Below are 14,373 nucleotides of genomic sequence, written 5' to 3'. Positions count from 1 at the left end.
ATGAGGGCTCTATGAGCGAATTTGAAGCGCCACAGCTGGACCGTCGGCTTTTGGAGCTGTTGGTTTGTCCTGTGACGAAGACGACGCTTGAGTACAATCCTGAGAACCAGGAGCTGGTCTCACGCGCTGCGAAGCTGGCCTATCCAATCCGGAATGGTATTCCGATTATGTTGGAAGAAGAAGCGCGCAAGCTTGAAGACTAAAACGTATCCTTGAGAACTGACTTTGGTTTTCTGATCAGAGTACGTGCAGAATTTATCTTTGAAGGCTAGGAGAGATGATCTTCTAGCCTTTTTTGCAGCTCTTGTGGTTCGCCGTAGACGCGCAGTGTTTTTATGCGGGCGGTGGAGCCTGCAATCACTTCTGCCGATGATTTGGGAACTGAGAGTACTTTCGCAAAAAGGTTTGCAACAGCTTTGTTTGCAGCGCCTTTTTCTGGCACTGCGCGAACACGTGCCAATACGAGCGGTCGGCTATCGGACTGCTCGCCTATCTTTTCAACTTGATCCTTCGAGGATCTGGGGGTGAGGCGGACGGTGATTAGAATTCCGTCAGCCTGCAGTTTCCAAGGGCGTTCTTGTTCAGCCACTACTTAAAATACGTAGGGATAAACGTAGAGGCCGATGACGCGCTCAATAAGGAAAATACCGAGTAGCAGAACAATCGGAGAAAGATCCAATCCACCCATTGCTGGCAGGAACCGTCGGATAGGGCGTAGGAGCGGTTCGGTTAGATTGTAAAGTGTCTGCCCGATCATTGCGATGAACTGATTGCTTGAGTTCACCACGTTGAACGCATAGAGCCAGGAGAAGATCACATTCGCAATAATGACCCACGTGTAAAGATTTAGGATGATGAAAACGACATCAAGAATAGCGCGCATGGACTGGTTAAACTCCAAGTTTGCGAAGATGAACTAGCTGAATTGCTTCCCTTAAGACAGAGCTTGGGAAACAGAGTTGTTCCTCATGTAACTTTGAACTGAGGCACCTGCAAGGTCCAGCATGCCTCATTTTTCTATATTTTGAGCTAATTTCCCGAAGGTGTACCTGAAAAAGTACCAATTAGCTGAGGTCGTTTGCCCTGAAACTGAAAGGGCAAACGATTTTGGTTCTCTTCGTGCAGTCTTTATCCAAAATGGAAGGCTGGCTTGAAGCTCTCTGGCAAGTGGATTGCCTGATCCTGTTCAGGGAACATTTCCTGCATGAGGCAGGCTGCTATGCGATGAGAAATAGCATAGGAAATTTTGAAGCCACCAGTTGCCACCCATGTATTGTCTTTGCCTGGAATGAGGCCGACCAAAGGATCCCGTTTCTTACATTTTGGTCGGATACCTGCCCAACGGGTGAGGATCGGCGCGCCTTTCAATGAAGGACAAAAGCCGACGGCCTTGGAGAGCATGGTCTGAATATCTGTTTCTACAGGCTCTTTGCTGGTCCACTCCTGCTCAGAGGTGGAGCCGACGGCGACAGTACCGTTGGCATGTGAGACAACATAAATTCCGTTGTCATAAATTACTGGAAGAGGCTTGTCGGCTTTGTATTCAAGCAAAAGGGATTGACCTTTCACACCCATGCCGATGGGTTTGCCTGCAATCTTGCTGAGTGGTTCAAACCCTTCATAACCCGCAGATAAGACAACACGGTCAGCACTCAGGCTCTCGCCATTGCCGAGTGCAACGGTGCCTGTAGCTTCGTCAAAGCCTAGGTACTCAGTGTGCTCCATGATATCGATGCGGGTTTCCAACAGAGCTTTGAGGCCTGCAGACACAAGGCGCGGATTGGCACGTGCTGCCAAGGTATCCCAAATGATGCCAAGTGGGGCGGCTTCTGGTGTGAGCCAGTCATTGAACGGCGTTTCTTTCACCACATTGAAAGTGAAGCCAGTTTCATCACTTCTCCAGCGTTGCTTGCTTTCTTCAACGCGAGAGAGGGCATGTTCGAGCTTGGGTTCAGTGTAAAGCGGAATCAGACGACCTGCACGGCTATAGCCGACAGAAAGGCCGGTGGCTTCTTCCAGCTCCTCCACGATATCGGAGAGTTCGATCAGCGCATCCAGCTGGAATTGCTTTTTGTCGTTCCATTTACTTGGTACGTGAGGCATCAACGCACCAACAAGGCCAGCGCTGGCGCCTGATGCGATGGTGTTTTTTTCCAGAAGAGCGACTTTCAAGCCTTTTCCGAGTGCGGCTTTGGCGACGCTAAGTCCGAAAATTCCCCCTCCAACAACAACTATATCGTAGGTCATGTTTTTTTATTTCCCAGGTTGGGGTATAAGCCCAGACCGATTTTTACGTTAGAGATTTGGCTTAGACATATGACAGAGCGCCCAAAATTGGAATGGGATGATGCGAATGTGCCTTATGCGTCGCAGTTTGGAGATACTTATTACTCCAAAGCCGGTGGATTAGGCGAAACGCGCTACGTATTTCTGCAGGGTAATCAACTCCCTGAACGCTGGGTGGATGCACAGTCTTTTACTATTGCTGAACTGGGATTTGGAACCGGGCTTAATTTTCTCGCCACGTTGGAGTTGCTTCTGAGTTTGCCAGAAGCTGAGCGGGCCAAGCTGACTTATGTTTCGTTTGAGCTGTATCCTATGGAAGCGGCGGAGATTGAGAAAGCTCTGTCGCAATGGCCCGAGATCAAAGAGCTTAAAGACAAGCTGCTGGCTGCATGGAAGCCTCAGCCGGGTTGGAATCCAATCACCATTGATGGTGTGCGACTGCTGCTTGGTGTTGGGGATGCTCGTGAGATGCTGCCAACCCTGTCCATACCCGTTGATGCCTGGTTCCTTGATGGCTTTAATCCGGCACGGAACCCAGAGCTGTGGGGGCGGGATCTTATGCTTGCTGTCGGAGAGAAAACCGCTATTGGCGGAACCTTTGGCACCTACACGGCTGCAGGGTGGGTGCGCCGAAACCTGCAAACAGCAGGTTTTGAGGTGGAGCGCATCAAAGGCTATGGCACGAAGCGCCAGATGATGGTGGGGCAGAAGACTGCCACCACCGAAGCTTGATCAATCAGCATTCTGGCAGGTTGACTGCCAGACCGCCCTTGCTGGTTTCTTTGTATTTATCGTTCATCTCAACACCAGTCTGGCGCATGGCCTCAACGCAGTTGTCCAGCGGCATGTAGTGAGAGCCATCTCCACGCAGAGCCAGAGAAGCTGCTGAGACTGCCTTGATGGCGCCGAGGCCGTTGCGCTCGATGCATGGCACCTGAACGAGACCTCCGACCGGATCACAGGTCATGCCAAGGTGATGCTCCAGAGCGATTTCAGCGGCGTTCTCAATCTGCTCGTTCGTGCCGCCAAGAGCTGCGCAAAGACCTGCGGCTGCCATTGCAGCGGCGGAGCCAACTTCGCCCTGACAACCAACTTCAGCACCCGAAATAGATGCGTTGTGTTTGATGATGCCACCAACAGCTGCTGATGTGAGGAGGAAGGTTTTTATGCCTTCATCGTTACTGCCTGGGCAATGCTCGCGGTAATACTTGACGGTTGCCGGGATAACGCCTGCCGCGCCGTTTGTTGGTGCGGTGACGACCTTGCCGCCAGCAGCGTTTTCTTCGTTCACCGCCATTGCGTAGACAGAGAGCCAGTCGTTGGCAACATGAGGCATGCTCATGTTGTTGCCGCGCTCATCTTCCAGCTGTTGTTTGATTGCGGCTGCACGACGCTTCACTGTAAGGCCGCCCGGTAGTTCGCCTTCTGTATTTAGACCGCGTTCCATACAGGCGTTCATCACATCCCAGATTTTCCAGAGCTTGGTGTCCAGTTCTTGCGGATCCAGAGAGGTGATCTCATTGGCGCGCTTCATCTCAGCAATGGTTTTGCCAGATTTTTGTCCCATCTCCAGCATTTCTTGCGCTGTGGCGAATGGATAAGGCATGCCTTTAATTTCATCGGGGGCTTGATCACCTGATGCTTCCGCAGCTTTCAAGCGATCCAGTTCCTCCTCGGTCAGCACGAACCCGCCGCCGATGGAATAGAATGTTTCCTGAAGGTGCAGGCGGTCTTGGGCATCGTAAGCTTCTATCACCATACCATTTGCGTGGCCTGGCAGGTTTTTCTCGAAATCGAAGATAACGTCTTTATCGGGATCGAAATCCAACTCTGGCAGGTCAGGAAGATGGAGCTTCTTTTCTGTTGCGATCTGTTTTTCGAGCGCCTCTGCTTCATCCGGGTCCAGAGTTTCAGGCGTGCAGCCTGCAAGTCCCAGAATAACAGCTCTGTCTGTGGCATGGCCTTTGCCTGTCCAGGCGAGTGAGCCATGAAGAGTGCAGCGCAATCTCTTAGGTGCACCTGCGCCGGGCCATATGCGCCGGCCGTCTCTCAATTCATCCAGGAAACGTGCGGCGGCGGTCATCGGTCCCATTGTGTGGGACGAAGACGGACCTATACCGATCTTGAAAATTTCAAAGACGCTGAGAAACATGTGTTTGGCACCTTTCAGATGGCTGGGGCGTTGTTTTTGTTTCATTAGGATAGAGAACAGCCACTATCACTGAATTTTCTAGGAATAATCGTCATAGCCTCTGAAACCAAGAGGATTATTTTTCCGGATATTTGAAATTGACGTTGCGTTTGTCCAGATGCCGCAGAATTTATCTGTTCTGATCGGACGCTTGTTGATTCAAAAAGATTTTTTGAGTGCCGATTTACTGAAAGGATTGAAGAAAACGCTTTGGTTTCACGGGGAATTGATGGACTTGTTTTACTCAGTCAATGTGAATTGAGATGAAAAAACTACCACTTGTTCAGTTTTATGATGCCTATGGGCAACAGTCTGTAGAAAACTCCTGAAACTGCAGGTCTTCAAAGTGACTTAAAACGTATATCATAGGTGGTACTTACTTTTCCGATCAAGGCTGCACCTATGACCGCCTCTCTTCGTATTCTTGCAGGCTTAGCGCTTGCTTCCGTTTCCAGTCATGCACTGGCAGAAGATAACTTTACGCCTGGTGATTTGACTGACGAGCAAGCCAGTAAGAGGTACGTCGTTGATATTGGCGTGGCTGGTTTTGTGAACCCCAAGTATGATGGCGCGGATGAATACATCATCTATCCGCTACCGTTGATCGCGTTTTCGCGGTTTTACCTGCCGGGCTTCGGTCAGGTGAAAGAAGGAGAGACCCAAGGACTCTTCATCTACCCGTCTTTTGGGTTTGTGGGGGAGCGTAATCCTTCCGATTCCTCTTCATTGACAGGGACAACTCGCGTGCCTTGGGCTGGTGAGGTCGGGCTTGGCGGTGGCTTCCGTCATGATTGGTTCCGTGCATTCATTGAAGTGCGCCACGGCTTTAACGGTCACCGCGGCTTTGTCGGGCGTGCCGGAATTGATGTGATCACTGAAGTTACAGATCGGTTGACGTTTGTATTTGGTCCACGCGTTGATGCTGCTGATGGTTCATACATGAACACTTACTTCAGCGTTGCTGCAGGTACTCCATCCGGCCCATACACCGCAGAAGGCGGTTTCAAGAGCGTTGGTGGTGTTATGCGTGCAAGCTATGCGCTTACAGATCATATTGGGTTGCACCTCCAAGGTGGGTATGACCGTTTGATTGGTGACGCTGCAGATAGTCCGATCACGCAAAATGATAATATGTGGTCTGTCGGTTTTGGTGCGACTTACCGGTTTGCCTGGGATATGTTCTAGGCAAACAGAGTGTTGGATGGATTTGATGAATGAAGCCCGGAAGGATTTCCGGGCTTTTTTATTTGCCGCATGCACTGTGAGTTCTCATTGAATGTGTCGTGAGTAAAGCAATGTTTGAAGTGAAGCTTTGTGTATATTCATGAAGAACAAAGTATGCGTAGTGTATTGGTATTGAGAGTTATATTACCTCAGTATTGAAGTATCTCTTCTGATAGATCGTTAATAATACCCTTAGAATATGTCGTTGAAAGACTCCTGATGATGCGCGTGCTAATTCACTTCGAGTGTTGCGTTGAGTGAGGGGGCTTCAGTATGCGTACAATAATTACTATATCAGGACTTTTGTTTATCTGTTTGTTGCTTATGGTTCCAGCAAAAGCATCCTCCACTAAAGTGCTGGCTAAGATCGATATTTCCGAACAAAGGATGCGGATCTTCGTGGATGGGAAGGTTCAACATTCGTGGCCTGTTTCGACGGCCCGGCGTGGCTACAGAACGCCAGTGGGCACCTTTAAACCAACGCGGATGCACAAGCGGTATTTCTCTCGCAAGTATAACGGGGCGCCTATGCCTTATTCTGTGTTTTTTTATAAGGGTTATGCCATTCATGGAACGGATGTGGTTAAGCGTTTAGGTGCGCCTGCTTCACATGGCTGTGTGCGGCTGCATCCGAAAAACGCAAAGCGATTGTTCAGTTTGATTCAGGCAAATGGTCGATCAAACGCAAAGATTGTAATAGTTAAATAGTGAACACGCTTTACGTGCAGGGCTGAACATGATGTGATATCGGTCAAATAAAGCCCTTTACCCTTGCGAGCGCGTGGGTTCCTTACTAAATCAAGGGCTAAGAGATGTGCTTGAAGGCTTGTGAGCGGAAGAAGCAAGTCGGGTCGCAAACGCCTGCTCCTTCCGCTGTAGCGCTGAATACGCATAACTCAACAATCAGCGTGTCTTTCCTAACGCTAAAATCTTGCCAAAAGGTTGGCACGCTGATTTTTTTGAAAGACTTTTTTAGGGATAAAACGATTTTTTCTGAGAGCTGTGTGTAGCGAGGATGCATTGCCCAAAGAAAAAGAGGGCTTTGAATACACGCTCAAAAACCCTCTTTATATTCTCTAAAGCTGATTACGCAGTACCTTGATATCAGCTGCCTATTTAAAAGCAAAAGCTGTGCCAGTTTTACGATAAATTTTTAGCACAATATCTAGGGTGGCGGCGCTTCTTCTATCCAAAATGCGGGTTAATTTAACAGATTGCTTACCTATGCTGCGTCGCAATTTGCAATGCGGTTTGGGAGTGTTAACTTTTGCGTTCAGGTCTAGTTAAACTCATGATCCAGATTTAGCGTACTGCGTTTGCCTATGCTGTCGTAATTATCGTGCGCCCACTTTTTTGCAGCTTGACGGCCGATGTCGTGCAAAAGTTCTACAAATTCCCACTGAGCGTTTACCTTGGATGAAGCTCCGAAAGGAGCGAGATCTTTTGTTGCTTCTATTCTGTGCATGTAAACGCGGGTGTATTCGTTCGAATCAAGGCGACCTTCGTCAATAAGCCGTGTCACAAACTCAATCGCGCGAAGCTCGCGCAACAATGTTGAGTTGAAGGTAATCTCATTCATGCGCTCTGAGATTTCCTGAGCGGTGTGCGGAAGTTCAACTCTCTCAACTGGATTGACCTGAATAAGAAGTACATCAGTCGAGCCTCCGTGTTGGAATAGTGGGAACAAGGGTGGGTTGCCCATAAAGCCACCGTCCCAATAGGCCTCGTCTCCAATCTCTACTGCTTGGTACATGTGAGGCAAGCAACCGGACGCCATGAGTGAATCAAGGGTAAGCTCTTCTTTTGCGAAAACTTTGATTTTTCCGGTTCGAACATTGGTCGCGGCAACATAGACCTGCATCTGGTCACAACTTCGTACGCGTTCGAAGTTGATTTGCTCAGCAACGAGGTCGCGGAGTGGATTGTAGTTGATCGGATTTAGCTGGTAGGGGGACATGATGCGGGAAAGCAGGTCCCATGCCAGATATGTCGGAGTATTATCCATGCTCCAATTGCCACAATAGACATCCATTGGGCTGCGTTGGAATGGACTGGTTTCTGCTGCCGCGCTTACGGACTTCCAAAAGCGGGCGAGGGCATCTCTTGCGCCTTGCTGCCCGCCTTCAACGAGGCCATCGGCCATAACCGCTGCATTCATGGCACCTGCGCTTGTGCCTGAGATAGCGGTAATCTCCCAATCTTCGTTTTCAAGGAGCCAATCCAGAACGCCCCAGGTAAAGGCGCCATGGGCGCCTCCACCTTGTAAGGCCAGATTGATTTTCTTTCGTTCTTTTTTCGCGGTCTTCCGAGTAGTTGCCATATGGACCTCCATGGGTCGCTTGGAAAAGAAAACTCCGGGAAATCATTTGAGCGTTATTGTGCTGTCCAGCCGCCGTCTATTGGCAACAGAGTGCCGGTAATTGAAGCAGCTGTATCCGAGCACAAGAACACAGCAAGGCCAGCAACCTGATCAACAGTTACGAACTCTTTGGTTGGCTGAGCTGCGAGCAGAACCTCTTTTTTCACCTGCTCCTCAGTCATGTTACGGGCCTTCATGGTATCCGGGATTTGCTTTTCGACGAGCGGTGTCCAAACGTAGCCGGGGCAAATTGCGTTCGCGGTGATGTTGTTTTCTGCAACTTCCAGTGCGACGGTTTTGGTTAAACCAGCGATGCCGTGCTTTGCAGAAACGTATGCTGACTTGAATGGAGATGCGACCAGTGCGTGAGCGGATGCAGTGTTGATGATGCGGCCCCAACCTGCTTTGCGCATGTAAGGTACGGCGGTGCGGATCGTGTGGAATGCGGAGGACAGGTTGATTGCTATGATGGCATCCCATTTGTCGACGGGGAAATGCTCAATAGCTTCAACATGCTGAATGCCTGCATTGTTGACGAGGACATCGACGGAACCGAGGGATTTAACCGCATCATGAATCATTGCGTGAATTTCATCAGGCTTGGTCATGTCGGCTGATGAGTACACGCATTTTACGCCGAAGTCGGCTTCGATCGCAGCGCGCTCTTTCTCGATGGCATCAACATCACCAAACCCGTTGATCATGATGTTGGCACCTTGCTCTGCCATTGCGCGGGCATAAGCAAGGCCGATGCCTGATGTGGACCCAGTGATTACAGCGGTTTTTCCTGAGAGCATTTCGTGTCTCCTGCCCAAATGTATTGAAAAAAGTGTTGGTGTGAGCTTGCGCCACTTTTTAATCTGGTTGCATTAGCAAAAAGCATAGTTGTTTAGCGTGCAGTGCAAAAAGGCCAAAACTGACTACTGATCTGTCTTTTGTCCTTAATGGAAGGTTAGTGATGAGTGCATCGCATCAAAAGTTGATGGCTATTTTCAGTAGGCTGATGATGGAGTGGACCTAGCATCATTCTGAGGAGAGGTTTACTGTGAAATCTTGGGGTGCATGATGGCGTCTGGCGATGACATCAAACTGAGTTGAGCTTGCGCTAAAAAGTTGACAGCGCGGGCTGCATGCTGCACTTGCTTGCCTAAAGATTTATCCCAGTGGAATGATCATGACTGACAAGAGCCAAACCTATATTTCTTCCCCGTTTCCGCGCCGTCGTTCTGTGGCTGTAGACGTTGGTGGGGTTATTGTTGGCGGAGAAGCGCCTGTCGTTGTTCAGTCCATGACGAACACCGATACCGCAGACATAGATTCAACGGTTGCGCAGGTTTCTGCTTTGGCGCGTGCCGGGTCTGAGCTGGTTCGTATTACTGTTGATCGCGATGAAGCTGCTGCGGCCGTTCCGCGTATCAAAGAGCGTCTGGACCGGATTGGGGTCACCGTTCCGCTGGTTGGAGACTTCCACTACATCGGACACAAGCTGCTGGCAGATCATCCTGATTGTGCTGAGGCGCTTGATAAGTATCGGATCAATCCGGGGAATGTTGGCTTCAAGACCAAAAAAGACAAACAGTTTGGTCAGATCATCGAAATGGCGATGAAGCACAGCAAACCGGTTCGAATTGGTGTGAACTGGGGATCGCTTGACCAAGAGCTGCTGACGCATCTGATGGATAAAAACCAGGAGGAAGGCTCTCCGCTGACAGCGCAACAAGTGATGCGCGAAGCGATTTGCCAATCTGGTCTGTTGTCTGCTCAGCGTGCTGAAGAGTTGGGGCTTGGTCGCGACAAGATCATTTTGTCTGCGAAAGTTTCTCAGGTTCAGGATTTGATTGCCGTATATACGGATCTGGCACAGCGTTGCGATTATGCTCTTCACCTTGGTTTGACTGAAGCTGGTATGGGTACAAAGGGCATCGTGGCGTCCTCTGCTTCCATGGGTATTCTGCTTCAGCAGGGCATTGGCGATACCATTCGTATTTCGTTGACACCTGAACCGGGTGGAGACCGTACGCGTGAAGTTCAAGTTTCTCAGGAGCTGCTTCAGACGATGGGTTTCCGCAGTTTTGTGCCGATTGTTGCTGCATGTCCGGGGTGTGGACGCACGACCTCTACAGTCTTTCAGGAGTTGGCTCAGGACATTCAGGCGCATATCCGCGAAAGTATGCCGAAGTGGCGTGAGCAATATCCGGGTGTTGAGGAACTCAACGTTGCCGTCATGGGCTGCATCGTGAATGGCCCAGGTGAATCCAAGCATGCTGACATTGGTATATCTTTGCCTGGTACCGGTGAAACACCTGCTGCACCTGTGTTTGTTGATGGTGCTAAAACTGTTACTCTGCGCGGGCCGAACATCGCTGACGAGTTTAAAGTGATGGTTCTTGATTATATCGAGAAACGTTTTGGTACTGGCGTTTCATCTGAACACGAGATTTCCTAGATGTCGCTTGAGCGGTTTGTCAAAAAAGTAGAACATAAAATCAGAGAAAACGCTCCGAAGGAGAAGCCTTCGGTTTTGGTGATCTCTTCGCAGGTTGTCAGCGGTTGCGTTGGCATGCGTAGTGCTGTTTTTGCACTGGAGCGCATGGGCTTTAATGTCTGGATGCTGCCAACTATTGTTCTGCCATGGCATCCGGGACAAGGTGCTGGTGAACGTATCTCGGCCAGTGAAGAAGCCTTTAAGCATATCGTTGAGCAGATTTGCGCCAGTGATCGGTTGAATACTGTGAAGGGCGTTATCTCTGGCTACATGGCAAATGCGGCTCAGGTTTCTGATGTTGCGAAGATTGTGCAGGAAGTGAAGGCTCGCAATGATGATGCGGTCTATCTGTGCGATCCGGTAATTGGTGACAAAGGCGGCCTTTATGTTGCCGAGCCGATTGCTGAAGCTATTCGTGACCAACTGTTGCCGCTTGCTGACGTGATTACGCCAAATCGTTTTGAGCTCGCTTGGCTCAGCGGTTTTGGTACTGAAATGGAAAATGAAGCCGTTGCGGCAGCGCGGACGCTGCAAGTGGAGCGGACGATCATTACATCGTCGCCAGCAATCCGACGCAATTCCATCTCCAATTTGCTGGTTGGACCGCGTGGTAGCCTCGCGATTGAGCACGCTGAAGTGCAGGGCGCACCGCATGGCACTGGTGACTTGTTGGCAGCGCTTTATCTGGCTCGCCGCTTGAGTGGACAAAGCGATGAAGAGGCATTGAAGAAAGCAACAGCTTCAACGTTTGAGCTGGTTGCGCGCTCTGTTAAAGTTGGTTCGGATGATTTGCTTTATGCTGAGCACCAAGATCCGCTTATCCAGCCGATGGCGCTTGTGAATACCCGCCGGGTAGTTGAGGCACCTGAACGTGCCTGAAGCAGTGGCTGTTGATCCGGTCTGTGTGGCTGGGGTTGACGGTTGCAAAGCAGGTTGGGTTGCTGTTTTTCGCTGGGTTGGCTCAACCCGTGCACCTGAAGTGCAGATCTTTCCTCATTTTGCAGATTTGCTGGCCTCTGAACATGAACCGCATAAGATTGCAGTTGATATGCCGATTGGGTTGCCGCAGAGGATTGGCAGCAATGGTCGTGGACCTGAGAAGGCGGTTCGACCTCTTTTAGGTATGCGACAGTCAACGGTGTTTTCCATTCCTGCACGAGCAGCGATTTATTGTGAGGACTATCGCGAGGCTTGTTCTGCTGCGCTGGCAGATTCAACACCACCCAAAAAAGTATCCAAGCAAGCGTTTCATATCTTCCCAAAAATTAGAGAGATTGATCAGCTCATGACACTTGAGTTGGAAGCACTGGTGTATGAAGTTCATCCTGAGGTTGCATTCTGGCGCTTAAACGGGCAGGAGCCCATTGCTATTCCTAAGAAGGTCAAGGGAAGCAGCTATCCTGCGGGCTTGGATGCGCGTAGGGACTTGCTTGTGCAGTTTGGCTTTGTGGCGAACTTTCTGGACCAGAAACCACCCAAAGGTGCTGCTCGGGATGACTTGATGGATGCTGCTGTGAATGCCGTTATCGCGGAGCGGCTATTGAATGGCCATGCGGAGCCTTTCCCAGCTGACTTTGGGCGAGATGAACGTGGTTTGCGTATGGCAATATGGGCTTAGGTCTCGTCAGGCTCACGGCTTGCCAGTACATCTAAGCGTGGTTCATGACCAACTCTCTTGAAGCTTTTGAAGCCTTGCTCTTCCAGAAGATTTTTGAGCATGTTTGGATCGGACCATCTGACATCTCTCTCATAGAAAATTGACTGAACTCGAGGAAAGAAGCTTGTCTTGATGAGCTCTTTTATCACGGTCTCTTCGTGCCCTTCAGCATTGAGTTTGACCACGATGTCGATTTCATCAGTGATCATCTCGTCTAACTGCTGGGTAGAGATAGTTTGAATCTCTTCGGTTTTTTCGTCTGAATGCACGGTGTTTTGGCTGAGGGATGCGCCGCCGCTATGGGTTTTACTGAGGAAGATCTTAGCTTGGCCTGTGTGATCAGACACTGCTGCTTGCACTGTCTTTATGCGAGATGCGGCAAGGTTAAGCTCGATGTTTTGCACAAGCAGTTGGAATGTGCTGGCAACAGGCTCGAAAGCTATGACTTGCTGGCAGTTTGTATTTTGAGCGGCAAGCAGGCTAAAGAGGCCTTGATTTGCGCCGATATCCAGCATGATGAAGGGCTTTTCATAGTCGACGAGATAGCTGGTGAGGAATGTGCCATAGCCACCTTCGCAGCAAGTGCGGAATGTGGCATCGAAGACATTGGGTGTAAGTTCTACGCCATACCTCGTTAGGACGCCGGAAGAGAGGCCTAGTCGCACGCCCCAAGACATTGGAATGTACTTAATGTAGTAGCCTAGGAGGCCGCGCAGATGGCGCCGTTCGTTGATGTACGCTTTGCTGTGGTACTTTCCAAAGAAGGTTTTTGAGCCTGGCATTTGCCTAACCTGACTTGTTGATCTTCGTTGAGACCAGCGTACATAAGTCAGGCTAGGTTTCGATTAACACAACGTCACAATTGCGGTTTGATGCGTGGTGCAGGGGCGGCTGGGTATGGATTTATGACCTCTGCAACGACTTTTTTCTCTTCGCCGATACGGCTGTTAGAGAACAGGGATGTGAAGTAGCTGAAAGCGCGTTCTGATTCAGAGGCTTTCTGTGGTGCTGGGGATGGCTCTTCAGCTGCCAGTGCCAGAACTTTTGCTGCTTCTACATTTACAGGTGTTGCGTTTGGTGCCTCTGCTTTTGCGACATCAGTTGTTGAGGTGCCACCAAAGAATGCTGCAATCTTTTCTTTGCGAATTTTACTGTTTTCCATAGCGATCTGGATCTCAGCAGTCTCGCGTGCATCCCGAGTTTGCTTTTCTGCTACAGCCACTGCGATGTGCTCAGGCACTGTGTAGGCAGGGCAAGCACCCCGTGCGTTGAATTTGGTGCCACGCGCATCTGCCTTCGCGTTGAAGACATATTCCTTTTCGCAGACTTCAATGGATGGAGGGCGTTTGGTGACTTCAAAGTGGTCATAACCACGCTTCAGCATCCGCCAGAATTCATAATGCTCGGAACTGGCGTTCTTCGCCATGTTGTCCGGTGTCATGCGGAATGGGAAGGCCTGGACCTGAAATTTTCTCTGACCACCAAGGAAGCTATCACGGCCAAGAGAGTAGATATCTGCAATCTGTTCATCCGTCATGGCGTAACACCCACGAGAAGAGCAGGCGCCATGGACCATCAAATTTGAGCCGGTGCGATCATGAGCACGGTCAAACTTGTTTGGGAAACCAAGGTTGAATGCGAGATAGTAAGAGGAAAACGGATTCATCAGGCCCGGAGTGATCTCGTAGAAGCCTTCTGGTGCCTGTCGGTCGCCTTCCTTAAACTTTGGGCCGAGTTTGCCAGACCATTTGCAGATCTCGTAAGTTTCTAGCAAAGCATACTGGCCTGATTTGGTCTGTTTCCAGATCTCTAATTCAGACTCCTGCTTAAACAGACGAATCATGATTGGAGACTTGAGCTCCATGTCCTTGGATTTCATTCTGTTGGAAAGGCTTTTGCTCACAGGTTGTTGGTGCTTCTCAGCGCCAAACTCTGTTCCCTGACAAGCTGCTAGCGTTAAAGCCAGCGCAAGCGCTGCAGCACGCTTTACGTTCTTGCCAGTCTCTCCCTGAAACACTTTAATCATGTGCTTGACCCACCATGCTGGGGCTAGTTTGCCCAAACCCCAATCTCGACTCGATACTAAGACTATCTGGGTTAAGGTTGATCGAATCTTACCACAGATCATTCTCTCTGAGATTGTGGGGTATTCCCCAAGATGCACTTTCCCC

General features: G+C 50.0%; 15 protein-coding genes. 7 read left to right on the top strand and 8 right to left on the bottom strand.

The window, feature by feature from the left end:
- Positions 1–11: 11 nt before the first annotated feature.
- Positions 12–203 (top strand): Trm112 family protein, encoded by a 192-nt coding sequence (locus PsAD26_RS00465; protein WP_057463533.1) that lies wholly within the window; start codon positions 12–14, stop codon positions 201–203.
- A 65-nt stretch (positions 204–268) separates the two neighbouring features.
- Here the strand turns inward: PsAD26_RS00465 and PsAD26_RS00460 are convergent, their stop codons facing one another.
- From PsAD26_RS00460 to PsAD26_RS00450, 3 genes are all read right to left on the bottom strand, one after another.
- Entirely contained in the window at positions 269–589 is a 321-nt protein-coding gene (locus PsAD26_RS00460; protein WP_063308837.1) for a DUF167 family protein, read from the bottom strand.
- Between the two features lie 3 nt (positions 590–592).
- Complete coding sequence (locus PsAD26_RS00455; protein WP_063308836.1) at positions 593–883, bottom strand: YggT family protein; 291 nt, start codon at positions 881–883, stop codon at positions 593–595.
- A gap of 245 nt (positions 884–1,128) precedes the next feature.
- Positions 1,129–2,247, bottom strand: a complete 1,119-nt coding sequence (locus PsAD26_RS00450; protein WP_063308835.1) for an FAD-dependent oxidoreductase — start codon at positions 2,245–2,247, stop codon at positions 1,129–1,131.
- A gap of 69 nt (positions 2,248–2,316) precedes the next feature.
- Here PsAD26_RS00450 and mnmD point away from each other — a divergent pair, with 69 nt between their 5' ends.
- Complete coding sequence (gene mnmD, locus PsAD26_RS00445; protein ID WP_063308834.1) at positions 2,317–3,018, top strand: tRNA (5-methylaminomethyl-2-thiouridine)(34)-methyltransferase MnmD; 702 nt, start codon at positions 2,317–2,319, stop codon at positions 3,016–3,018.
- A 4-nt stretch (positions 3,019–3,022) separates the two neighbouring features.
- On the opposite strand, the gene PsAD26_RS00440 is transcribed toward mnmD, so the two are convergent.
- Entirely contained in the window at positions 3,023–4,438 is a 1,416-nt protein-coding gene (locus tag PsAD26_RS00440) for an L-serine ammonia-lyase (protein WP_063308885.1), read from the bottom strand.
- Positions 4,439–4,879: 441 nt separating this feature from the next.
- Between PsAD26_RS00440 and PsAD26_RS00435 the strand changes: the two genes are divergently transcribed.
- Entirely contained in the window at positions 4,880–5,662 is a 783-nt protein-coding gene (locus tag PsAD26_RS00435; protein ID WP_063308833.1) for a MipA/OmpV family protein, read from the top strand.
- Positions 5,663–5,974: 312 nt separating this feature from the next.
- The gene (locus PsAD26_RS00430) at positions 5,975–6,409 is read left to right on the top strand and encodes a L,D-transpeptidase (protein ID WP_057463526.1); all 435 of its coding nucleotides are present in this window, start codon (positions 5,975–5,977) and stop codon (positions 6,407–6,409) included.
- A 571-nt stretch (positions 6,410–6,980) separates the two neighbouring features.
- Here the strand turns inward: PsAD26_RS00430 and PsAD26_RS00420 are convergent.
- Together PsAD26_RS00420 and PsAD26_RS00415 are read right to left on the bottom strand one after the other, a co-directional pair.
- Complete coding sequence (locus tag PsAD26_RS00420) at positions 6,981–8,021, bottom strand: patatin-like phospholipase family protein (protein WP_063308831.1); 1,041 nt, start codon at positions 8,019–8,021, stop codon at positions 6,981–6,983.
- 53 nt (positions 8,022–8,074) lie between these two features.
- Entirely contained in the window at positions 8,075–8,857 is a 783-nt protein-coding gene (locus tag PsAD26_RS00415) for a 3-hydroxybutyrate dehydrogenase (protein WP_063308830.1), read from the bottom strand.
- Positions 8,858–9,234: 377 nt separating this feature from the next.
- On the opposite strand from PsAD26_RS00415, the gene ispG reads away from it, so the two are divergent.
- Genes ispG through PsAD26_RS00400 form a run of 3 tightly spaced genes read left to right on the top strand, consistent with a single transcriptional unit; the run spans position 9,235 to position 12,163 of the window.
- Positions 9,235–10,506: a flavodoxin-dependent (E)-4-hydroxy-3-methylbut-2-enyl-diphosphate synthase gene (gene ispG, locus PsAD26_RS00410; RefSeq protein ID WP_193758227.1), complete on the top strand. Its 1,272-nt coding sequence runs from the start codon at positions 9,235–9,237 to the stop codon at positions 10,504–10,506.
- A complete protein-coding gene (gene pdxY / locus PsAD26_RS00405; RefSeq protein ID WP_063308828.1) occupies positions 10,507–11,424 on the top strand; it encodes a pyridoxal kinase in 918 nt (305 codons plus the stop codon).
- Positions 11,417–12,163 (top strand): DUF429 domain-containing protein, encoded by a 747-nt coding sequence (locus PsAD26_RS00400; protein WP_063308827.1) that lies wholly within the window; start codon positions 11,417–11,419, stop codon positions 12,161–12,163. The genes pdxY and PsAD26_RS00400 overlap by 8 nt, the downstream gene beginning before the upstream one ends.
- On the opposite strand, the gene PsAD26_RS00395 is transcribed toward PsAD26_RS00400, so the two are convergent.
- Both PsAD26_RS00395 and PsAD26_RS00390 read right to left on the bottom strand, forming a co-directional pair.
- Complete coding sequence (locus tag PsAD26_RS00395) at positions 12,160–12,984, bottom strand: FkbM family methyltransferase (RefSeq protein ID WP_063308826.1); 825 nt, start codon at positions 12,982–12,984, stop codon at positions 12,160–12,162. The genes PsAD26_RS00400 and PsAD26_RS00395 overlap by 4 nt on opposite strands.
- A gap of 74 nt (positions 12,985–13,058) precedes the next feature.
- Complete coding sequence (locus PsAD26_RS00390; protein WP_063308825.1) at positions 13,059–14,228, bottom strand: murein L,D-transpeptidase family protein; 1,170 nt, start codon at positions 14,226–14,228, stop codon at positions 13,059–13,061.
- Positions 14,229–14,373 lie beyond the last annotated feature (145 nt).

Origin of the sequence: Pseudovibrio sp. Ad26, from assembly GCF_001623285.1 — a bacterium.
Lineage (GTDB): Bacteria > Pseudomonadota > Alphaproteobacteria > Rhizobiales > Stappiaceae > Pseudovibrio > Pseudovibrio ascidiaceicola.
The sequence above is the reverse complement of the archived record's forward strand: the minus strand, read 5'-3'. Positions and strand labels throughout refer to the sequence as shown.